The following is a 21,338-nucleotide window of genomic DNA, read 5'->3' as shown; positions in this document are numbered from 1 at the left end:
CGCTCGGCGTCAGCGGCCGAGCATGCGCAACTGCAGCATCGCGGCGAACCGCGCATCGGCGTCGTCGAGGTCGATCCTGCCGACTTCGGCGGCCCGCCGCAGCCGGTAGCGGAACGTGTTGGGATGCACGAACATCGTCGCCGCCGCGCTCCCGACGTCGCCGAAGTGGTCGAGCCACGCGCTCAGCGTGGCGACGAGGTGACCGCCCGTGCGCTCATCGTGCTCGCCCAGGCGCGCGACGACGCCCGTGACGACATCACCGCGCGCCGCGATGAGATCCCGCAGCTCCAGAAGAAGCGACTCGGTCAGCACATCCGCCATGCGCGCGACGAGGCGCACGGGGCGATCATCGGTCGGCGGATGCTGCTCGCGAAGCACCCGCAGCACGCGCTGCGCCGCGGCGCGTGACCGCGCGACGCCGGCGATGTCGTCGGCGCACGGACCGACGGCGATGACGGCCGGCATGCGCGTGCCGACACGCTCGAGGAAGTCCCGGGCGATCCGCAGAGCGCGCTCCTGATCGTCGTCGCCTGTCACGGGGAGCAGACCGTAGACGGTGTCGCCCACGAGCGCCGCGGCTGATCCCGGCCGCACCGCCGACAGGTGCACGGCGAGCGCATCGGCGAAGCGCTCCCGGTCGGCGAGGAGCTGCTGATCATCCCGTGCCGCCCCGCTCGGTGTCGCCGCCGTGAGGGACGCCGCGACGACGCTGACCGGCTCGCCTGCCAGGCTCAGGCGCGCGAGGGCGTCTCGCGCACCCGCACCACCCTCGAGCGCCGTGCTCACGAGCTCGGCGCGCAGGCGCCGCTGAACGTCGGCTCCCGCGCGCACCCGCAGCATGTGCAGGGCGACGAGCTTCGCCGCGTCGCGCAGCGTCGCGACGCGTTCGTCGGTGAGTGCGCCGTCCATCGCCGCCCAGATCGAGCCGAGCATCTCGTCCCCGGCGCGCACGGCGATCGCGACGCGTTGTGTCGTGACGCCCTCTCCGAGCTGGATCGGATCGACCACGACGGGGTGGTCGTGACGGTACAGCTCGCGGAACACCCCGAGTTCGGTCAGCGTCCGGGCGTAGCGCTCGGGCACCTGGCGCCCGATGATCGTCTCGGCGCGCGAGGCGTCGGCTTCGTCCTGACGCCCCGAGAAGGCGAGCACCCGCGACGAGCGGTCCTCGATCGTGATGGGCGCATTCAGCAGCGCCGCGATCGCGTTCGCGACCGCGAAGAGGTCCCCCGAAGGGAGCCCGCCGAACGACTCGATCTGCGTGCCGCCGATGTCGTCCTCGGCCAGGAGCGAGCGCAGCAGGGCGGCCAGCTGGGTCCACGTCGCGCCTCGCGCGAGGCCCAGCAGCGCGATGCCGTGCGCATCGGCCGCCGTCCGTACGGCGTCGTCGACCGGCACGGGTGAGCGCAGCACGAGCGCGGCGATCGAATGCGGCGCGAGATCGTGGAGGACAGCCGCCAGCTGCGCGGCATCCGGTATCCCGATCCCGAGCACGAGCGCGTGCTCGGGATAGATCGGCGCATCGGCGGGGTCGTGGATGACGACGCCGCCGACGAGGCGCGCCGTGTCGATGCTGCCGTGCGCGATCTCGAGGAGCGTGCCGCCCAGGTCGTCGTAGATCCGGCCGAGACTGGACCGCGCGAACCCGTGCTCCCGAGCGGTGGTCATGAGGGGGAGCATATCCGGGTCAGAGGCGAACCCACTCCGTCACCGTCGTCAGCCCGTCGAGCACGTCGTCCAGCGGCGTGACGCCGAGTCCCGGGCCCTGCGGGACGGTGAGATGACCGTCGCGCATGACGAAGGGCTCGGTGATGTCGACCTCGTAGAACCGATCGCTCGCCGACACGTCTCCGGGAAGCGTGAACCCCGGCAGCGACGCGAGCGCGATGTTCGCCGCCCGGCCGAGCCCCGATTCCACCATGCCGCCGCACCACACGGGGATGCCGTGCGCCGCCGCCAGATCGTGGATGCGACGCGCCTCGAGGTAGCCCCCGACGCGACCCGGCTTGATGTTGATGACACTCGTCGCGCCGAGCCGGATCGCAGCGGCGGCGGTCTGTGCCGAGGTGATCGACTCGTCGAGGCAGATCGGCGTGCGCACGACCTTGGCGAGGTCGGCGTGGCCGAGCACATCCTCCTCTTCGAGGGGCTGCTCGATGAGGAGCAGGTCGAAGTCGTCGAGCCTGGCGAGATGGCGCGCATCTCCGAGCGTGTACGCCGTATTCGCGTCGACCTGCAGCAGCACGTCGTCGCCGAACTCCTCACGCACGGCCCGCACGACATCGACGTCCCAGCCGGGCTCGATCTTGAGCTTGATGCGCACGTAGCCCTCGTCGAGGTAGCCGCGCACGGCGTCCAGCAGCTCGGGTACAGAGTCCATGATGCCCACCGACACGCCGCACGGCACCGTGTCGCGCGTCGACCCGAGCTCCCGCGCGAACGAGCGACCCTCGGTACGCAGCTCGGCGTCGAGGACCGCCATCTCAAGGGCAGCCTTGGCCATGCGGTGACCTTTGAACCGGGCAAGCGCCGCCCCGACGCCGTGAGCATCCCGCACACCGGCGAGCGCCGGTATGAAATGCCGCTTCATGACGTCGATGGCTCCCTCGGTGTACTCGGGTGAGTAGACCGGGTTGGGCAGCGTGACGCACTCCCCCCACCCCTGCGCACCGTCGGTGACGGCGCGCACGAGCAGGATGTCGCGCTCGGTCTGCGTGCCGAACGACGTGCGAAACGGCGAAACGAGCGGCATCGCGACGCGTCTCAGCTCGAATCCCTCGAGTCTCATCGGTGGTCTCCTTCTCTCACGATGTAGCCCGCCGACCGGTCGTAGCCGACGATGCGTCCTCCCGCGGCGAGCAGAGCGGACAGTTGCTCCCGCACGTCGCGGCGCCACACGCGGGCCTCCGCCGGGTCGGTCGACCGCAGCTCCTCGATCCGCTCGGGGAGCGCCACGCTGACGTGCCCCGCTGTGTGCGGATCGACCCGGCGAGCGGATCCGGATGCCGCGGCCTGCACGACGTCGTCGGCGAGCTCCCAGCGCACGAGCAGACGGTCGGTCTCGTCGTCGCCGTTGATGGCATCGGACATCGCCCCGTAGAAGTTCGGAAGGTACTCGAGAGGACGCGCCCGCAGCTTCTCGACGTTGAAGTACGCGTTGCGCGAGATGAGCGGATCGAAGGTCCACTCGATCGCCTCGATGTCGCGCTCGAGCGCCCAGCCGCGCTGATGCAGCTTGAGTGCGAACCCGACCGAGCGACCGCCGTGCGAACCTTGGACACCCGCGATGTGGCTGTGCATCGCGTGCCGGTCGGGCGAGGCGTGGAAGGCGACCGCCGCGCCGATCAGCTCGTCGCCGTCAAACGCGCCGCCGATGTAGTTCCCCGCCTTCGCGAAGGCGCGCAGCAGCTCGGGCGCCATGGGCGGGTTCTCGGCACTTCGACCCCAGATGGCGCAGAGCAGTTCGACGACGGCATGCTCCTCGGCGATGCCCGAGATCTCGCGCACCGTGACCCCCGCCGCCGTCGCGGCGTTCTGTGCCGCCCGGAGCGCGTCGGTCGCGGCGTTCCCGACGTTCAGCAGGTCGGTCACGATGGCATCTCTTCCGCGTCGGAGCGCAGCTCAGTGACGAGCTCGGTGAGCAGCCGGGTGCGCGCCACGAGGTCGGCGATCTGCACGTGTTCGTGCTCGGCGTGCGCTCCGCCGCCGACGGCACCGAGGCCGTCGAGGGTCGGCACACCGACGCCGGCCGTGAAGTTGCCGTCACTCGCTCCACCCACGGCGACCCCCTCGAGGGGCGCGAAGCCGAGGCGCTCGGCGGTCGCCTGCGCGAGCGGGAACAGACGAGCGGATGCCGCAGACTCCAGCGGCGGGCGGTTGATGCCCCCGTGCACCTGGACCCTCGCACCCGGGACCGTCGGGACGAGTGAGCGCAGCGCCTCATCCACCCGCTCCTGCTCGAGCGCCGTCTGCGCGCGGACGTCGATCCAGAAGGAAGCCCGGGCGGGCACCGTGTTGGTGGTCGTGCCGGAGCCCGCGACCGTCGGAGTCACCGAGGTGCCCGCGGTCGCGTCGCCGAGGGTGGCGACGGCGAGCACGAGGTGGGCGAGCTCGATCGTGGCGTTGACGCCCTTCTCGGGCTCCAGTCCCGCGTGGGCGCCGAGGCCGTCGACGGCGATCTCGTACAACGAGACGCCTTTGCGTGCGATCTTGAGGGCGCCGCCGTCGGCGGAGGCCTCGAGAACGAGCGCGGCACGCGCGCCGGCAGCGGATTCCTCGATGAGACCGCGCGACGTCGGCGAGCCGAGCTCTTCGTCGCCCGTCACGAGCAGCGTCACGCCGTCGCGATCGTCGAGGGCGGCCAGGGCGTGCAGGGCCATCGCGAGACCCGACTTCATGTCGAAACATCCCGGTCCGCGCATCACGCCGTCGATCACCGAGAACGGCAGACGCCCGAGGGTGCCGATCGGCCAGACGGTGTCGTGGTGGGCGACGACGAGCACGCGGGTGGTGTCGCCGAAGCGCCAGCGCAGGTGCGTCACTCCGTCGATCACGATCCGCTCCGGAGCGACGCCGAGGAGTTCTTCGCCCACGGCGGTGACGACGTCGGCGGAGCGGGCGACGGCAGCAAGATCGGCCGAGGGCGATTCGCACTCGACGAACCGGCGGATCGAGTCGACGAGCGTGTCGATGTCTACGTGGGCCGTGATCATGCCGGCGCTCCGACCTTCTCACGGTCCTCGGAGGGCGCAGCCGGGGCCACATCGCTCGAGACCTTCGGGGTCGCGCGTGCGCCGAAGTGCACGTACTCCTCGCCCGTGGGCAGGGCGTAGAACGTCAGCGTCGCCCAGGTCTGCGTACCGGGGGCCCGCACGGCCCACAGTCGCTCGTCGAGTCCGACGAGGTCGTACTCCTCGACGGGGTCGGGCATCATCTCGGCGAGCGGCCCGAGGGTCGTCGTGCGCAGCGTGGCACCGCCGTCGACCTCGAGGATCTCCATCCGCACCGAGGCCCGCTCGTACGTGCCGACGAGGGGCGTGATGTCGATGTCGAGGGGCTCGTCGGGCACCGACACGGGCGACTTCATCTTGAGCCCGGAGAGCTCGGCGAACACCTCGCGGTAGAGGTCTTCGTAGAGGTCTCGCGTGTTGCCGCCGTTCGTGAGCAGCGTTACGGCGACGCCGGACTCGGGATGGATGCGCAGGAACGCCGCCTGCCCGAGCGTGTTGCCGTCGTGACCGTAGAGACGCTCGCCGTTCCACTCGAAGCGGATCCAGCCGAGGCCCCACGAGTCGCCGAGCACGTGCTTGTCGGGCACCTCGGCGTGGAACTCATTCATCGCCGCGACCGAGCGCTCCTCGAGCAGGCGCGTGCCGTCGGCGGCGAGACCGCCCGCGAGGTGGAGGCGCGCGAACGCCAGGACGTCCTCGGCACGTGCCGTGATGAGACCGGCGGGGCCCACCGAGCGCGGCAGCAGGAAGGCGGGCGTCACGATCTGCTCGCCGCCAGCGTCGACGTGACCGACGGCGGCGCCGTAGAGAATCGCATCCTCGGGGAGCGTGACGGTGTGGGTGAGGCCGAGGGGCTCGTAGAGCAGCTCGCTGAGGGCCGCATCCCACGTCTTGCCCGTCACGACCTCGATGATCCGGCCGAGGATCGAGTACCCCGAGTTGCAGTACGACCAGGTCGCACCGAGGGGGTGGTTGCGGCCCGCGGTGCCGAGCAGGTCGACGTACTTCTCGACGGCGTCGTCGCCGCGGCCCGTGTCGGTGAAGATGTCGCCGTCGATGCCGCTCGTGTGGGTGAGCAGATGCCAGACGGTGACGCCCTCCGTGATCTCGTCGTCGACGAGCCGCACGCGCGGGAGGATGTCGGCGACTTTCGTGTCCAGCGAGAGCCTGCCCTCGTCGACGAGGCGCATGACGACGGTCGCCGTCCACACCTTCGAGATCGACCCGATCTGGAAGATCGAGTCCTTTGTGACGGGCGCGACCTCGAGGTTCTTGTTGAGCGTGCCGTGGACGGCGGTGATGACCTCGTCGGTGCGACCTTCATGCATCCGCAAAATGCCCAGCTGCGCCCCCGGCACGCCGTGGCGCTTCGCGAGGGCGGTCAGCCGACGCTCCCAGTGCTCCGCGTCGATCGCGGCGGGTCGGGGCCCTGCGGCATCGCCGGCGTAGCGCTCGACCCAGTCGATGACGCGCTCGTTGTAGTCGATGCGGTGGCTCGGTCGCCCGAGGATCGGGAAGATGTGGCTGCCGCCGGGGTAGAGCACGAGCCGCGTCGGCACATCGCGCTCGCGCAGTGCCGTGTGCCACTGGCGCGCCTGGTCGACGGGGCAGCGCAGGTCGGCGTCGCCGTGCAGCACGAGAGTCGGCGTCGTGACGTTCTCGACCTGCGCGTAGGGCGACATCTCGGAGAGACGTTCGCGATCCGCGCTGCTCCACGGCATCGCCCCGATCTCGAAGACGTTGAGCAGGTGCGCGTCGTCGCTCGTCCCGCTGATGCTCACGAGGTCGCTCACGACACCGCCCGCGACAGCGGCCGCGAAACGGTCGTCGCGGCTCGTGAGGTAGCACGTCATGAACCCGCCGTAGCTGTACCCGGTCACCGCGAGTCGCGCGGGGTCGGCGAGTCCTTCCGCGACGAGCTGGTCGACCGGTTCGAGGAAGTCCTTCGCGTCGATGACGCCCCACTGTCCGTTGACGGCTGTGAAGAACTCCTCGCCGTAGCCGTCGCTGCCGCGCGGATTGAGCATCACGATCGTCCAGCCGCGTGCGGCGAGCACCTGGTGATACAGGTGCATGTCGTCGACCGCTCCGTTCCAGGCGTTGTGCGGGCCGCCGTGCACGTCGACGAGGAGAGGCGTGGCACCGGACACCTCGGGGTCGCGCAGGATCCACCCCTGCACCGTCACGCCGTCGCTGATCTCGAACTCGCGCGACTCCCGCACGAACAGCTCGACGCCCTCGGGAGCCGAGCCCTGCGACGTCACGACCTCGCGCGTGCCGGCGGCGAGATCGAGCCGCACGATCTCGCCGAACGAGGTAGGCCCCGACGCCGCGATCGCCGCAACGTCACCGGCGACGGACAGGCCCGCCACGACGATGCCGTCGCCGCCGTGGACGAGCCGAGGCTCGCCGCCCGTGAGCGCGACGGCATACAGGTGCGAGCACCCGCGGTCGCGCACGGCGAAGAGCACATCGCCCGAAGCGGTCACCTGCGGGATCGCGCCGGGATAAGCCGGTGCGCCGGGCATGACGTTGCGATCGAGGGATGCCGCGAGCTCGACGGCCTCGCCGGTGGCGGCATCCACGCGGTAGAGCCGCGCGATGCCGAGGGGCTCAGCCGCCCAACCCACGACGACGAACTGCGTGCCATCCGGCGTGTATGAAACGGTCATGGCGCAACCCTCGGCGAATGCCGCGACGCGCGGCGCTGCGGCGGGATCGGCGGGATCGACGACGTGCACGGCCGCGCGGAAGACGAGGTCGCTCGTGCCGTCGGGCGCGGCCGTGTACGCGATGCGCGAGCCGTCGGGCGACCACGCGGGGCTCATCGCCTGCGCGTCCGTAGACGTGAGCTGCTGCACGTCGCCCGAGGCGAGGTCGAGCACGTGCACCTGCATCCGCATGCCGCGGAGGTACCCCGTGCCGTCGGCTTCGTAGCCGACACCGTCCGTCACCATGGGACTCGTCGAGCGCTTCGCGCGGTCGTCATCGGTCTCATCGCCGTGCGCCTCGAGCTCGACCGGTGCCACGAAGGCGATGCGGGTGCCGTCGGGCGAGAACACCGCGGATCCAGCACCGAGAGGCAGGTGCGTGCGTTGCTGCGCCTCGCCGCCGGCGACCGGTAGCGTCCACAGCTGGCTCTCGCGCAGGAAGGCGAGGGTCTGACCGTCGGGCGAGAACACCGGTGCCGAGTCGGACGAGCCCTGCGTGAGGCGGCGGGCCGAGCCCGCGGCATCCGTCGTCCACAGCGTCGTGGTGGGTCGATCAGCGTCGCCGTCGACGCCGCCCACGACGTACGCGATGCGCGCGCCACCGGGCGCGAGGGCCGGCTGGCTCGGCAGAGTGAGCTGGACCAGGTCGTCGGTGCGGAGTCTGCGGGTCACGGGGTGCTCCTCGAAGGATCGGAATGGGAAGGTACTCGGCCGGGAATGGCGGCGAGAAGCTCGCGCGTGTAGGGATCGCACGGTCGGGAGAGGACGTCGGCGGTCGGACCCTCTTCGACGATGCGCCCGCGGTGCATGACCGCGACACGCGATGCGACGTAGCGGACGACGGCGAGGTTGTGCGAGATGAAGAGCATCGACAGTCCGAGCTCGGCCTGCAGTTCGCGCACGAGGTTCAAGATCGCGCCTTGGATCGAGACGTCCAGCGCCGAGGTGATCTCGTCGGCGATGAGCACGTCGGGTCGCCCCGCGAGGGCGCGGCCGATCGCGACGCGCTGACGCTGACCGCCGGACAGCTGCGACGGGTAGGCCCCGGCACGGGCCGGGTCGAGGTGCACGAGTTCGAGGAGCCGCTCGACCTCGGCGCGCTGCGCCGCGCGGGACAGCCCCTTCGGGAGGGTCTCGGCGATGCTCGCGCCGATGGTCATGCGCGGATCCAGCGACGAGTACGGGTCCTGGAACACCATCTGCAGCGGACGCCGGCCGCGACGCACATCGATCGGTCGGTCATCGAGCAGGATGCGCCCCGCGTGCAGCGGGGTGAGGCCCACCGCCGCGCGGGCGAGGGTGGATTTTCCCGAACCGGACTCGCCCACGAGGCCGAGCACCTCGCCGTGCGGCACCGTGAGGCTCACGTCGTCGACGGCGGTCATCGCCCCGGCACCTCGTCCGAAGCGCACCGTGACGGCCTCGAAGCGCAGTTCGCTCATACGACGACCTCCTCCGCGTCGCGCGCGGGCTCCGTCACGGCTGGCAACGGTTCGCCGGCGTGCCAGCACGCGACGCGGATGCCGGCGGCATGTGTCACGAGGGGCGGTGAGGCCGCGCGGCAGTGCGCATCGGCGAGGGGGCAGCGCGACGCGAAGGCGCAGCCCGGCGGCACCTGGGCGGGGTCGACGGGTCGACCGCCGATCGTCGCGAGGGGCTGATCGATGTCGGTGGTCATGTCCGGGACGGCCGCGAGGAGAGCTCTGGTGTAGGGATGCTGCGCGCGCGAGAGCTCTGCCGCGGGCAGGTCCTCGACGATCCGCCCGGCGTACATGACGAGCACCCGATCGCAGATCTCGGAGACGACCGAGACGTCGTGACTGATCAGCAGGATCGCGACGTCGTTCTCGTCGCGGATGGTCCGGAGCAGATCGAGGACCTGGCGCTGCACCGTCACGTCGAGAGCCGTCGTCGGCTCGTCGGCGATGATGAGGCGCGGGCTGCCCATGAGCCCCATGCCGATCATGGCGCGCTGGCGCATGCCGCCGGAGAACTCGTGCGGATACTGCCGCGCGCGGCGCTCGGGGTCGGCGATGCGCACCGCCCCGAGGCGATCGACGGCGCGCGCGTGCGCCTCGCGGCGCGTCATGCCGTGGTGCTGCGCCGAGAGCTCGGCGAGCTGTCCGCCGATGCGCTTGGTGGGGTTGAAGCTCGTCATCGGGTCCTGGAAGACCATCGCGAGCGACGTGCCGAGGAGTCGGCGGTGCGAGGCGGGGCTTCCCGCGAGAAGGTCGGCCCCGGCGAACCGCAGCGTCTCGGCGCCGACGACCCCCGGCGCCTCGACGAGCTGCGCGATGGCGAGCGCCGTCAGCGACTTGCCCGAGCCGGATTCGCCGACGATGCCGACGATCTCTCCCGCACGCAGCGAGAACGAGACGCCACGCACGGGCTGGATGGGACCTGCGCCGCCCGGGAAGGTGACCGTGAGGTCGCGCACGGCGAGCACGTCGTTCGCGGCCGTGGTGGCCGGTGCCGGCTGGGGACGTCGCGGCTGCACGCGGGCGAGCTGCGCGATGAGCCCCGTTGCGTGCACATCGAGCGCCCGCGCGGCGGCTTCGCCCACGAGGTTGAATGCGAGCCCCGCGATGACGACGGCGACGCCGGGAGCGAGGGCGGCGACGGGGTTGATGTAGATGCCCGAGAGGCCCTCCATCATGAGACGGCCCCAGTCGTACTGCGGGGGCTGGACGCCCAGGCCGAGGAACGACAGTCCCGCGAAGGCCAGGAGCGATCCGCCCGCGCCGATCGTCGCGTTGACGATGAGCGGCTCGCCGATGTTGGGCAGGATGTGGCGGAAGAGCACGCGGATGCGTCCGACACCGCCGATGCGCGCGGCGGCGACGAAGTCCCGCGCCGCGATGCCCGCGACGAGCGTGTGGCACAGCCGCGCGAAGGAGGGAGCGCCGGCGAGTCCGATCGCAAGCGTCGCGCCGAGCCAGCCGGTGCCGAAGATGACGGCGAAGAAGAGCGCCAGGAGCAGGCCGGGGAAGGCGACCGCGATGCCGACGAACCAGGTGACGGCGCGCCCCGCGCGCCCGAGGAGGAAGGGCGCGACGCCGAGGATCAGCCCCGCCGTCACGGCGACGAGGGTGGCGGTGAGCGCGAGCGAGACCGACAGCTGCGTCGCGACGAGCACGCGCAGCAGCAGGTCGCGCCCGAGCCCATCCGTTCCGACCGGATGCTCGAGCGACGGCCCCGCGAGGATGTTGCCGGTGTCCATGACGTCGGCCTGCGCGCCCCACAGGAGCGGCGCGAAGGCGGCAGTCGCGAGCACGAGCGCGAGGAGGATCGCGGCGGTGAGGCCGAGGGGCGTGCCGAGCGTGCGGCGTACGGCACGCATCAGTTCTCCGCCACCGTCGTGCGCGGATCCAGCAGCGCGAGCACCGCGTCGACGACGGTGTTGATGACGAGGACGCCCGCGCCATAGACGAGCACGGTGGCCTGCACGACGGGGTAGTCCTTCATCTGGATGGACGAGACGATCGTCGAGCCGAGTCCCGGCCACGCGAAGACGTTCTCGACGAGCACGGTTCCCACCACGAGTGCGCCGAGCAACAGACCCGCGAGCGTGAGGGCCGCCGTGACGGCGTTGGGGAGCGCGTGGCTCAGATAGATCCGCCACGGTGTGAGGCGCTTGGCGCGGGCCGTGCGGACGAAGTCGGCCTCGAGCACACCGAGCATCTCGACGCGCACGATGCGCGCGAGCACGGCCGCCGGCCCGAGCGCGAGCGCGATGACCGGCAGGATGTACGACTCCGGACCGCCTCGCCCCGCGATCGGAAGCCAGCCGAGGCCGACCCCGAAGACGGCGACGAGGGCGACGCCGAGGAGGAAGTCCGGAATCGCCGAGACGAAAACGCTGCCCGAAGCGAAGCCGAGCTCGAGGCGGCGCCCGCGTCCGCGGCGCGTCGCGACGGCGACGGCGACGCCGATCGGAACTGACACGACGACGGCGAAGAGGAAGGCCAGGACCGCGAGACTCGCGGTGGCAGGGAGGCGCTGCGCGATGATGTCGACGACGGGCACGTTCGTCTGGATGGATGTGCCGAAGTCGCCCGTGAAGACGCCCGCGAAGTAGTTCAGGTACTGCACGAGGAGGGGGTCGTTGAGCCCCAGAGACTCGCGGCGCGCGGCGACCAGCTCTGCCGACGCCGTCGCTCCCAGGGCCGAACGCACCGGATCTCCGGGGATGAGGTGGATCATGAGGAACGCCGCCGTCATGAGCACCCATATCGACACCAGCAGACGCCCCGTCCGGCGGAGGATGAACCGGAGCCAGCGATGATCGCGGGCTCGGGGCACCTCCACAGCGGGCGGGGCGACGGCGGTAGTCATGAGCGGTGTTCCTTCCCGCGCCGGATATCGTCCGGCGCGTACACGGGGGTGCGACTCAGGAGGCCAGCATCCGGATGCTGGTGGGGATGATCGTGTCGACCTGATCGAACTCGGCGCCGTTGCCGAAGATCTTCACAACGCTGTTGGCGAAAGGCACGATATCGGCGGCGCGGAAGAGTTCGGCTTCTGCGGCGCTCCACGCGTCGCAGCCGTCGACGCCGGAGATCGTCATGGCCTCAGCCATGCCCGCCTCGTAGGCGTCGTTCTGAATGCCCGCGAAGTTGGTCCCCTCGGGAGCGGCGGGACCCGACACGAAGCCCACGACCTGGTCGGGGTTGTTCACGTTGAGCGGGACCCAGGCGATCTCCCACGCGCCCGTGCCGAAGATCGCGTTCGTGAGGGTCGTCGAGTCGTTCTGCGCGGGGTTGACCTTGACGCCGATCTGCTCCCACGCCTTCGTCGCCAGCTCGGCGGCCGACGTGCCGCCCGTGCCGAGCGAGTTGGCGTACAGGAAGGTGAACTCCAGGCGCTGGCCGTCCTTCTCGCGCACACCATCGGAACCGAGGGTCCAGCCCGCATCGTCGAGTAGCGCATTTGCGGCGTCGACATCGGTCTCGGGCACGTTTCCGGTCACGGAGTCGTACGTGCAGGCCGACGGAGCGACGATCGTGAGGCGCTTGGCGGGGGCGCCCGCGCCGCCGGTCAGCACTTTCTGCAGCTCGGCGAGATCGACGGCCTGCGTCAGCGCCATCCGCACGGCGGGATCACTCGTCGCGTGCCCTTCGCCCTGGTTGTACCACTGCTCGCCGACCAGCGCCTCGATCTCGGTCGAGAACAGGTTCGCGCCGGCGAGACGCTGCGCGTCGGGCCCGACGACCTGCGCGGCGTTGATCTCGCCCGACATCACGAGGTTCGCCGAGGTCGTCTCGTTCGGGATGATGCGCGAGGTGATCGTCGCGGGCATGCCCTGCTCGTCCGTCGTCGCTCCGCCGGGACCCCACGTGTAGCCTTCGCGCAACTCGTACGTGTAGTGGTCGTTGGGAGCCGCTTCGGTGAGCACGTACGGACCCGTGCCGAGGGTCTCAGTCGCGAGACGGTCGCGGTCGGCGAGGCCCGCATCGCACACCATCGGTACGTTCGCGAGGCCCTGCAGCACAAAGGGCGCCGGGGCCCCGAGCGTGAGCGTCACGGTGCTGCCCTCGGCCGTCGCCGTGAGGCCGGGCGCGAGGAACGAACCGAGGAAGGGGCTCTGGTTCTCGGGGTCGCCGATCCAGTCCAGGTTGGCGACCACCGTCTCGGCGGTGAACTCCGAGCCGTCGGAGCATGTGATGCCGTCGGTGAGCGTCAGCGTCACGGTGTCGCCGTCGACGCTCCACTCCTGGGCGAGCTGGCTTCGGATGGCGCCTTCCTCGTCGACGCTGACGAGCGCGTCATAGGCGAACGCCGTGAGCTGGAAGAGAGCGCTCGCGGCGGATGCCTGCGGGTCGAGGGCGCCGGGATCGGTGACCTGCGCGAACGTGAACGCGGCTCCGTCGACATACTCTCCTGCGCCCGTGGACTCTCCGCCGCCACCGCCTCCGCCGCCCGAACAGGCGGCGAGCGCGACGACGGCGACGACGGCGGTGGCGGCGACCAGCGCCGGCCTGGTGACAGCGTTCATTCGGGTTCTCCTGGAGTTTCGCAGTGCGTTGGATGCGGTCAGTCCGCGCGGCTCATGGCGCGGCCGTAGTGCAGGTACTTCCGGCGACCCGAGCCGTCATCGCCGAGGAACGTGTACACCATGTGCATGTCCTTCATGGCGGGTTCGAGCGCGATGAGCGAGTTGCCGGCGAGGCCGACGATCTCGACGCGCTCGGCCTGCTCGCCCATCTCGAGCGCGAGACCCTTGGGCGTCGTGTCCATCCACAGACGCCCGGCGTCGTCGACGCTCACGGTCATGTCGAAGGTGGAGTTCGAGAAGGCGCCCACGAACGCGGCCGGATCGACCGGGAACGGCTCGGCCGGCGGCAGAGGAAACCCGTGCAGCTCTGCGCCCGCGGCATCCTTCACGATGCGCTTCACAACCGACGAGAACAGCCCCATGACGTCGCCGCCGTTGGTGAGCAGCACGACGGCGATGCCGGCGTCCGGAAGGATGCGCAGGAACGAGGACTGCCCGATCGTGCCGCCGTCGTGGCCGATGATCCGAGGCGATCCATCGACGAAGATCTCCCACCCCAGGCCCCACGCGTCGCCCATTCCGGTCACGAGCGGCAGATCGACGTGCGTGTCCTGCATCGCGCGGACCGAGGCCGCGGACAGCACGCTCGTGCCGTCCTCGGCACGGCCCCCCTCGATGTGCATGCGGGCGAACGTCGCAAGATCGCGGGCGCGCATCGCGAGCATCGAACCGGCCGGTTCGTTCGACTTCGCCAGAGCCCATATGGGCGCGGGCGTCTCGACGCCGTCTTCGCCGGGGCCGACGTGCCCGACGGCGGCGCGGTGCAGGATCGCCTCGTACGCGCTCGGTGCGGTGTGGGTCAGACCCAGCGGCGCCACGAGGTGCTCCATGAGCGCGGCTTCCCACGTCTTCTCGCGAAGAACCTCGATGAGCCGACCGAGCACGATGTAGCCGGCGTTGTTGTAGGCGAACAGCTCGCCCGGCGCGAAGACCTGCGGCAGCTCGGCGAGCGTCGCGACGTAGGTCTCGATCGCATCGTCGCCGCGGCCCGTGTCAGTGAAGACGTCGCCCTCGAAACCGCCCTGGTGGCTGAGCAGCTGCCGCGCCGTGATGACGGATGCCGCGCTCTCGTCGGCGATCCGGAACTCGGGCAGGTACTGCCGCACGGGTGCGTCGAGGTCGAGGAGCCCGTCGTCGACGAGCTGCATGACGAGGGTGGCCGTCCACACCTTGGTGATCGAACCGATCTGGAAAACCGAGTCGGGCGTGGCTTCGACGCCGGTCGCCGTGCTGAGCACGCCGGCGGCCGCGTCGATCACCTCGCCGTCCTTCAGCACGGCAACGGCCGCACCGGGTACTCCGTGCTCGGCCACGAGCCGGGAGAAGTCGGTGCGGAGGAAATCGGCGACATCGGCGATGTTCTGCATCCCCTCACCATAGGAAGCCGATGCCCCCTTGCTTTCGTCCGATCGGATGAAGGTGGCACGTCCGATTCGTCTGACTCGCCGAACGTTGTCGCCGGCGGAGTCACGTGACAGTCTGGGCGTTGTGAAAGCCTGGCTCGTGCGATTCGTCTCGCTCTACGTGTTCAACGTCGTCGTTCTGCTCGTCGTCGGCGGGCTGCTCCCGGCGGTGCGCGTGGGCTGGGCTGCCCTGTGGGCGGGTATCGTCCTCACGGCCGCGACGATCTGGCTCAAACCGCTCATCGGACGGATGTTCCGCGGCGCCGCGGCGAAGTCGGCCGGTCAGCGCACACGGCTCGCCGAGAAGATCGTGCAGTTCGCGCTCGTCTTCGTCGTCGAGCTCATCGTGTGGATCCTCGTGGTCGTCTTCTCGGGCGTCAACGTGTCCGGCTGGTTCTGGGGGTGGGTGATCCCGCCGCTCGCGCTGCTGCTCGCCTGGGTCATCTACGACGCCGTCGACGACAAGATCGAAGCCCGCGCAGGCGCGCTCTACGACCGGGCGACGGGCCGGTCGGTCCGCCCCGCCGGCGCCGCCCCCGAGGCACCCGCGTCAGCGGCAGGTCGTCGCGAACTGAACGACGGCCTCACCGACGAGCAGCGCAAGCTGCTCGACGAGCTCTGACGCGCTCAGGCCAGGGAGCGCTCGGCGGCCTCGACGACGTTCGTCATGAGCAGGGCGACCGTCATGGGGCCCACCCCGCCGGGATTGGGCGAGAGGTAGCCGGCGATCTCGGCGACATCGGGATGCACGTCGCCGTGCACCGTGCTCTTGCCCGACTCGGGGTCGGTCTCGCGCGTCACTCCGACATCGAGCACGGCGGCCCCGGGCTTCACGTGCTCGGGCCGCACGATGTGCTTGACCCCCGCCGCCGCGACGATGACGTCGGCTTCGCGCAGGTGGTGGGCGAGATCGGTCGTGCCGGTGTGGGTGAGGGTCACGGTCGCGTTGATGTCTCGGCGCGTCAGCAGCAGACCGATCGAACGGCCGATCGTCACGCCGCGTCCGACGACGACGACGTGCTTGCCGTTGAGGTCGTAGCCGTTGCGCACGAGCAGCTCGATGACGCCGCGGGGCGTGCACGGCAGGGGCGTCGTGATCGGCGCATTGACGTTGAGCACGAGGCGCCCGAGGTTGGTCGGGTGCAGCCCGTCGGCGTCTTTCGCCGGGTCGATCCGCTCGAGGATCGCATCCGTGTCGATGTGCTTCGGCAGCGGCAGCTGCACGATGTAGCCGTGGCACGAGGCATCCGCGTTGAGGTCGTCGATGACGGCTTCGACCTCTGCCTGCGTCGCGTCTGAAGCGAGCTCGATCTGGATCGAGTTCATGCCGATCGCCTCGGACTGACGGTGCTTCATGCCGACGTACAGCTGTGAGGCGGGATCGGATCCGACGAGCACCGTGGCGATGCCGGGAACGACACCGCGTTCGCGCAGCGCCTCGACGCGTCCTCTCAGCTCGTCCTTGATTTCAGCGGCCGCTGCTTTGCCGTCGAGCGTGATCACCGGCATCCTCATCTCTCTGTCTGTGTCCGCGAAACGGCGACGGCACGTCGCGACGGGTGCGATCCCCCCGCGCTCTCGCCGTCTCGCGGTCTGCGGCTCTGGACCGCGCGGGGCTTACTGCTGCAGGTCGGGGTACAGCGGGAAGGCAGCCGTGAGCGCGGCGACGCGGGCGCGCAGCGCCTCGGTGTCGGCGCCGGGCAGCAACGCGAGGGCGATGATGTCGGAGACCTCGGTGAACTCGGCGTCGCCGAAACCGCGCGTCGCGAGTGCGGGCGTGCCGATGCGCAGACCCGACGTGACCATCGGCGGACGAGGGTCGTTCGGCACCGCGTTGCGGTTCACCGTGATGTGGATGTCGTGCAGCAGGTCTTCGGCCTGCTTGCCGTCGATCGCGGCGTCACGCAGGTCGACCAGCACGAGGTGCACGTCGGTTCCGCCCGAGCGCAGCGTGATCCCGGCATCCTTGACGTCCTGCTGCATCAGCCGGTCGGCGAGGATCGCCGCTCCGCGCAGCACGCGCTCCTGGCGCTCGGCGAACTCGGGCGTGCGGGCCAGCTTGAACGCCGTCGCCTTGGCTGCGATGACGTGCATGAGCGGTCCGCCCTGCTGGCCGGGGAACACGGCCGAGTTGATCTTCTTCGCGATGTCGGCGTCGTTGGTGAGGATGAAGCCCGAGCGCGGCCCGCCGATCGTCTTGTGCACGGTCGACGAGACGACGTGCGCGTGCGGCACGGGGTTGGGGTGGAGGCCCGCAGCGACGAGTCCGGCGAAGTGCGCCATGTCGACCCACAGCAGCGCCCCGACCTCGTCGGCGATCGCGCGGAACGCGGCGAAGTCGAGCTGGCGGGGGTATGCCGACCAGCCCGCGATGATGACCTTGGGCTTGTGCTCGAGGGCGAGGCGACGCACCTCGTCCATGTCGACGACCGAGGTCTCGGCGTCGACGCCGTACGCGACGATGTCGTACAGCCGGCCCGAGAAGTTGATCTTCATGCCGTGCGTGAGGTGGCCGCCGTGATCCAGCGACAGGCCGAGCAGCGTGTCGCCGGGGCGGGCGATGGCGTGCAGCACGGCCGCGTTCGCGGACGCACCCGAGTGCGGCTGGACGTTGGCGAACTCGGCGCCGAACAGCTCTTTCGCACGCTGGATCGCGAGCTCTTCGGCGACGTCGACCTCTTCGCATCCGCCGTAGTAGCGCCGGCCGGGGTACCCCTCGGCGTACTTGTTCGTGAGCACGGATCCCTGCGACTGCAGCACCGAGACGGGCACGAAGTTCTCGGAGGCGATCATCTCGAGGTACCCGCGCTGGCGTTCGAGTTCGCGCTCGAGCACCTGCGCGATCTCGGGGTCGACCTCGGCGAGCGGGGCGTTGAAGAACTTATCGGTCATGACGATCTCCTTGACTGCGGCAATCGGAGGGTGCGAAAGGTCACGCATCGGCCCAGGCGTGCGGTCGAATGCCGTCGTCAGCCGCTCCCCGGTGGTGGCCCACCTCAACGCCAGTCGCGACGCACCGAGCATATCCGATGCCACCCTCGGCCACCCCGACGCGGGCGGTAGTGTGGGCTCCCCGCGCTCCCGACCGTTAGGACGCCCGACGTGACCCCTCCCGGCCGTCTCGGTCCCCCGTCAGCGGCGACGCACGATCCGGATGCCGCGGCACGATCGGCGAGCGCACGCTCTGAGGTCGCGCAGTGACGACCGTCATACACTCCGCTCGACTCGTCGACGGCGGGGGCATCCTCGAGGACGCCTGGGTGGCCTTCGCGGATGACCGGGTGCTCGGGGTCGGAACAGGTGACACATGGCGACCGCTCGTCGAGGGCGCCGACACGATCGTCGACGCGGAGGAGGTCGCGGGCCCTCGCGCCGTGCTCACCCCCGGGTTCATCGACCTGCACACGCACGGCGGGGGCGGTGCCGCCCACGACGACGGGCCCGACGCGATCCGCCGGGCGCGCCGGTTCCACCTGGGTCACGGCACGACGCGCGCCGTGGTCTCACTCGTGACGGCTCCGCTGGACGTGCTCGCCGCGCGCACAGCCGACATCGCGGAGCTGGCCGAGTCCGACCCGACCGTGCTCGGTTCGCACCTCGAAGGGCCGTTCCTCGACCCCCGCCACAGAGGCGCGCACGACGAGTCGCTCCTGCGGCATCCGGACGCCGAGTCCATCGCGCGCCTGCTCGCAGCCGGTCGCGGCACGGTGCGCCAGATGACCCTCGCCCCGGAGCTGCCCGGCGGTCTCGACACCGTGCGGGCGGTCGTCGCGGCGGGCGCGGTCGCCGCCGTGGGGCACACGAGTGCAGATGCCGGCACCGCCGCATCGGCGTTCGACGCGGGCGCGACGCTCATCACACACGCCTTCAACGCGATGCCCGGACTGCACCACCGTGGGCCCGGTCCGGTGGGCGCGGCGACGCGCGACCTCCGGGTGACGCTCGAGCTCATCGTCGACGGAGTGCACCTGCATCCCGAGATCGTGCGCATCGCGTTCGCGGCGGCGCCGGGTCGGATCGCGCTCGTGACGGACGCCATGGCCGCGGCGGGGGCACCGGACGGACGGTACGACCTAGGTTCGCAGGCCGTCCACGTCGAGGGCGGCGTCGCCCGCCTCGCCGGCGGCGGACCGATCGCGGGGTCGACTCTCACGCAGGATGCCGCGCTGCGGCAAACGGTAGCGGCGGGCGTCGCCCTCGAGGATGCCGTCGCGGCGCTCACCACGACACCGGCCCGCGTGCTGGGCCGCGACGATCTCGGCGCGCTCGAACCCGACCGGTCGGCCGATGCTGTTCTGCTCACGAGCGACCTCGACGTGCGCGCCGTATGGCTCGGCGGCACCCCGATCGTCGGCGAGGAATGAGGCGGCCGCTGCACCCCACGTGCAGCGGCCGCGACTCCCCCAGTGAGATCAGGCAAACCCGGAAGCCCTCCCCAGAGCAGTCTTCCGAGCCCGCCTCCGACGACTCCGGACTGTGCGTCCGGCGAATCGCCGTGCCCGACCCCTGCCCCAGGCGGGGAGTGCGAGCAACGTCTCTCACCCATGAGATGGGGGTCGGCACGATCTATGACGCGGGTTTCGAGAGTTCTTTTTCGAGGCGAACGGCGTCGGCACGAGCAGAATGGAAAGCCGCGTGATGAAACCCGCCATGACGCGTCTCTTGAGTGAAGCCGTTGGACCTTCCCTCATCCACCTGGAGTCCGCATGACGATGAACGACGCACAGAGCGCGACCGAGCTCAGCGACGCCGACCTCGTGCTGCGCGCGCGGTCCGGTGACACGTCGGCTTTCGGCGAGCTGTGGCGTCGCCATTACCGCTCCGGCATCGCTGTGGCGCGGTCGGTGTCGTCGTTCGACGCCGACGACCTCGTCCAAGAGGCGTACACGCGGATCTACCAGTCGATTCAGAAGGGCGGCGGTCCGACCGGCTCGTTCCGCGCCTACCTGTTCACGAGCATCCGCAATACGGCGGCCGGATGGGGTCGCGCGCGCAAAGAGACGGCGATCGACGAACTCGACGCCGTCGAGGACCCCGCGACCGCCGAGCAGGCGACGAACGAGGCGCTCGACCGCGGCCTCACCCACCAAGCGTTCCGCAGCCTTCCGACCCGCTGGCAGGAGGTGCTCTGGTACTCCGAGATAGAGGGCATGAAGCCCGCCGAGATCGCGCCCCTGCTCGGACTCAAGGCGACCGCTGTCGCCCAGCTGGCGTTTCGGGCGCGCGAAGGGCTCCGCGAAGCGTGGATCCAAGCGCACCTGCGCGCGGTCGTCGACGGGTCCGACTGCCAGTGGACGATCGAGAGGCTCGGTGCGCACGTGCGCAACAACCTGGGCCGGCGCGACCACGACAAGGTCCAGTCGCACCTCGCGGAGTGCGCGCGCTGCGCCATCGTGGCCAGCGAGGCCAAAGAGGTGGGCAGCCGCCTCGCGCTCGTGCTGCTGCCGCTCACGATCGGCGCGACCGGAGCTGCGGGATATCTCGCCTCGTTGCAGGGCGGCGCGACACCGATGACCGCTCTCGCCGCCATGCCCGCGGCGGTGACCGACGGTGCGGTGGGGACCGCGGCCGCGCTCGGCGGCGCCGCATCGGCGGCAGCTGCGACATCGGGCGGCGCAGCAGCGGGAGCGGCAGGTGCGACCGTCGCCGGTGGCGCACTGTCGGGTATCGGCGTCATGACAGGCATCGCCGCGGCGGGCCTGCTCGTCATCGGCTCTGTCGTCACGGCCGCCGTCGTCGTGCCGGCCCTGACCTCGGCTCCGGTCGCTGCGCGGGATGCGATCGTCGAACCGGTCGCACAGACGCCGGGCGACGGGCTGAGGGAAACCTCCACCCCCCAGCCGACTCCCCCACTCTTCGCTCCGCTCACCGAAGCTGCACCTCCCGCCGGCACGGCGCCGTCCCCCGAACCGCGCGTCACGGTGCCGCAGCCAAGCGCTTCGCCCGCCCCCGTTCCGCCGCCGTCGGCGATCCCAACCCCGGCCCCCTCCCCGACTCCGTCCCCCGAACCGACCCCTGACCCTGACCCCGACCCCGACCCCGACCCCGACCCCGACCCCGAGCGTGAGCCTGAGCCTGAGCCGACCGAGCTGCCGGGGCCGGTGCTTCCCGAGGGAAGCCCGTCGGTCGACGACATCTCGGCGTGGTTCGAGGAAACCCGTCTCACTCTCGGCTTCGCCGTCACGGGAGCCCCCGGCGCGCAGGTGCGGGTCACCTACGACGGCGCGGCTCGCGGCGTCCTGCTGCTCGACGAGGCCGGCACCGCGACCATGACCCTGCGTCCGACGGTCGCGCACCTGCTCTTGGGCGCACGCCTCGAGATCCGATACATCGCGGGGGACCAGGTCGGTCCCGGCCGGTCGCACAACGTGCGGGATCTCGTGCCGTTCGACGACCTGCTCTGAGCCGGCGACGACAGTGCGCGAGACGCCGCGCGTAG

Annotated in this window: 15 protein-coding genes and 1 riboswitch; of the genes, 3 read left to right on the top strand and 12 right to left on the bottom strand. The window is 70.7% G+C overall.

Annotation, left to right across the window (positions count from 1 at the left end):
- Positions 1-9: 9 nt before the first annotated feature.
- From AC25YV_RS00965 to AC25YV_RS00920, 10 genes are read right to left on the bottom strand one after another with little or no spacing between them, the layout of a single operon-like run.
- Positions 10-1,668, bottom strand: coding sequence for a PucR family transcriptional regulator (locus AC25YV_RS00965; RefSeq protein ID WP_488121954.1), 1,659 nt, complete (start codon positions 1,666-1,668; stop codon positions 10-12).
- Positions 1,669-1,687: 19 nt separating this feature from the next.
- A complete protein-coding gene (gene menC, locus AC25YV_RS00960) occupies positions 1,688-2,788 on the bottom strand; it encodes an o-succinylbenzoate synthase (protein WP_488121953.1) in 1,101 nt (366 codons plus the stop codon).
- A complete protein-coding gene (locus AC25YV_RS00955) occupies positions 2,785-3,591 on the bottom strand; it encodes a GNAT family N-acetyltransferase (protein ID WP_488121952.1) in 807 nt (268 codons plus the stop codon). Before AC25YV_RS00955 ends, menC begins: the two co-directional genes overlap by 4 nt.
- Complete coding sequence (locus AC25YV_RS00950) at positions 3,588-4,712, bottom strand: M20 family metallopeptidase (RefSeq protein ID WP_488121951.1); 1,125 nt, start codon at positions 4,710-4,712, stop codon at positions 3,588-3,590. The genes AC25YV_RS00955 and AC25YV_RS00950 overlap by 4 nt, the downstream gene beginning before the upstream one ends.
- The gene (locus AC25YV_RS00945) at positions 4,709-8,113 is read right to left on the bottom strand and encodes a serine hydrolase (RefSeq protein WP_488121950.1); all 3,405 of its coding nucleotides are present in this window, start codon (positions 8,111-8,113) and stop codon (positions 4,709-4,711) included. The genes AC25YV_RS00950 and AC25YV_RS00945 overlap by 4 nt, the downstream gene beginning before the upstream one ends.
- Positions 8,110-8,883, bottom strand: a complete 774-nt coding sequence (locus tag AC25YV_RS00940) for an ABC transporter ATP-binding protein (RefSeq protein ID WP_488121949.1) — start codon at positions 8,881-8,883, stop codon at positions 8,110-8,112. The genes AC25YV_RS00945 and AC25YV_RS00940 overlap by 4 nt, the downstream gene beginning before the upstream one ends.
- Positions 8,880-10,781, bottom strand: coding sequence for a dipeptide/oligopeptide/nickel ABC transporter permease/ATP-binding protein (locus tag AC25YV_RS00935; RefSeq protein ID WP_488121948.1), 1,902 nt, complete (start codon positions 10,779-10,781; stop codon positions 8,880-8,882). Before AC25YV_RS00935 ends, AC25YV_RS00940 begins: the two co-directional genes overlap by 4 nt.
- Positions 10,781-11,776, bottom strand: a complete 996-nt coding sequence (locus AC25YV_RS00930; protein ID WP_488121947.1) for an ABC transporter permease — start codon at positions 11,774-11,776, stop codon at positions 10,781-10,783. Before AC25YV_RS00930 ends, AC25YV_RS00935 begins: the two co-directional genes overlap by 1 nt.
- A gap of 55 nt (positions 11,777-11,831) precedes the next feature.
- Positions 11,832-13,436, bottom strand: a complete 1,605-nt coding sequence (locus AC25YV_RS00925; RefSeq protein ID WP_488121946.1) for an ABC transporter substrate-binding protein — start codon at positions 13,434-13,436, stop codon at positions 11,832-11,834.
- A 38-nt stretch (positions 13,437-13,474) separates the two neighbouring features.
- The gene (locus AC25YV_RS00920) at positions 13,475-14,863 is read right to left on the bottom strand and encodes a serine hydrolase domain-containing protein (RefSeq protein ID WP_488121945.1); all 1,389 of its coding nucleotides are present in this window, start codon (positions 14,861-14,863) and stop codon (positions 13,475-13,477) included.
- Between the two features lie 121 nt (positions 14,864-14,984).
- On the opposite strand from AC25YV_RS00920, the gene AC25YV_RS00915 reads away from it, so the two are divergent.
- A complete protein-coding gene (locus AC25YV_RS00915; RefSeq protein ID WP_488121944.1) occupies positions 14,985-15,521 on the top strand; it encodes a hypothetical protein in 537 nt (178 codons plus the stop codon).
- A gap of 5 nt (positions 15,522-15,526) precedes the next feature.
- On the opposite strand, the gene AC25YV_RS00910 is transcribed toward AC25YV_RS00915, so the two are convergent.
- Both AC25YV_RS00910 and glyA read right to left on the bottom strand, forming a co-directional pair.
- Positions 15,527-16,408, bottom strand: coding sequence for a bifunctional methylenetetrahydrofolate dehydrogenase/methenyltetrahydrofolate cyclohydrolase (locus tag AC25YV_RS00910; RefSeq protein WP_488121943.1), 882 nt, complete (start codon positions 16,406-16,408; stop codon positions 15,527-15,529).
- Positions 16,409-16,516: 108 nt separating this feature from the next.
- Positions 16,517-17,791: a serine hydroxymethyltransferase gene (glyA, locus tag AC25YV_RS00905; protein WP_488121942.1), complete on the bottom strand. Its 1,275-nt coding sequence runs from the start codon at positions 17,789-17,791 to the stop codon at positions 16,517-16,519.
- Positions 17,792-17,834: 43 nt separating this feature from the next.
- Positions 17,835-17,919, bottom strand: a riboswitch (ZMP/ZTP riboswitch).
- 177 nt (positions 17,920-18,096) lie between these two features.
- On the opposite strand from glyA, the gene nagA reads away from it, so the two are divergent.
- Together nagA and AC25YV_RS00895 are read left to right on the top strand one after the other, a co-directional pair.
- A complete protein-coding gene (gene nagA / locus AC25YV_RS00900; RefSeq protein WP_488121941.1) occupies positions 18,097-19,263 on the top strand; it encodes an N-acetylglucosamine-6-phosphate deacetylase in 1,167 nt (388 codons plus the stop codon).
- Between the two features lie 342 nt (positions 19,264-19,605).
- Positions 19,606-21,303 (top strand): sigma-70 family RNA polymerase sigma factor, encoded by a 1,698-nt coding sequence (locus AC25YV_RS00895; protein ID WP_488121940.1) that lies wholly within the window; start codon positions 19,606-19,608, stop codon positions 21,301-21,303.
- The last annotated feature ends 35 nt before the right edge of the window (positions 21,304-21,338 follow it).

This window comes from Microbacterium sp. Y832 (assembly GCF_057669765.1).
This window is presented reverse-complemented; position numbering and strand designations above follow the sequence as displayed.

Bases quoted from the DNA above. Each gene is read 5' to 3' on its own strand.
- AC25YV_RS00965 (WP_488121954.1), bottom strand. From the start codon at position 1,668: ATGACCACCGCTCGGGAGCACGGGTTCGCGCGGTCCAGTCTCGGCCGG.
- menC (WP_488121953.1), bottom strand. From the start codon at position 2,788: ATGAGACTCGAGGGATTCGAGCTGAGACGCGTCGCGATGCCGCTCGTT.
- AC25YV_RS00950 (WP_488121951.1), bottom strand. From the start codon at position 4,712: ATGATCACGGCCCACGTAGACATCGACACGCTCGTCGACTCGATCCGC.
- AC25YV_RS00940 (WP_488121949.1), bottom strand. From the start codon at position 8,883: ATGAGCGAACTGCGCTTCGAGGCCGTCACGGTGCGCTTCGGACGAGGT.
- AC25YV_RS00935 (WP_488121948.1), bottom strand. From the start codon at position 10,781: ATGCGTGCCGTACGCCGCACGCTCGGCACGCCCCTCGGCCTCACCGCC.
- AC25YV_RS00930 (WP_488121947.1), bottom strand. From the start codon at position 11,776: ATGACTACCGCCGTCGCCCCGCCCGCTGTGGAGGTGCCCCGAGCCCGC.
- AC25YV_RS00925 (WP_488121946.1), bottom strand. From the start codon at position 13,436: ATGAACGCTGTCACCAGGCCGGCGCTGGTCGCCGCCACCGCCGTCGTC.
- AC25YV_RS00920 (WP_488121945.1), bottom strand. From the start codon at position 14,863: ATGCAGAACATCGCCGATGTCGCCGATTTCCTCCGCACCGACTTCTCC.
- AC25YV_RS00910 (WP_488121943.1), bottom strand. From the start codon at position 16,408: ATGCCGGTGATCACGCTCGACGGCAAAGCAGCGGCCGCTGAAATCAAG.
- glyA (WP_488121942.1), bottom strand. From the start codon at position 17,791: ATGACCGATAAGTTCTTCAACGCCCCGCTCGCCGAGGTCGACCCCGAG.
- AC25YV_RS00895 (WP_488121940.1), top strand. From the start codon at position 19,606: ATGACGATGAACGACGCACAGAGCGCGACCGAGCTCAGCGACGCCGAC.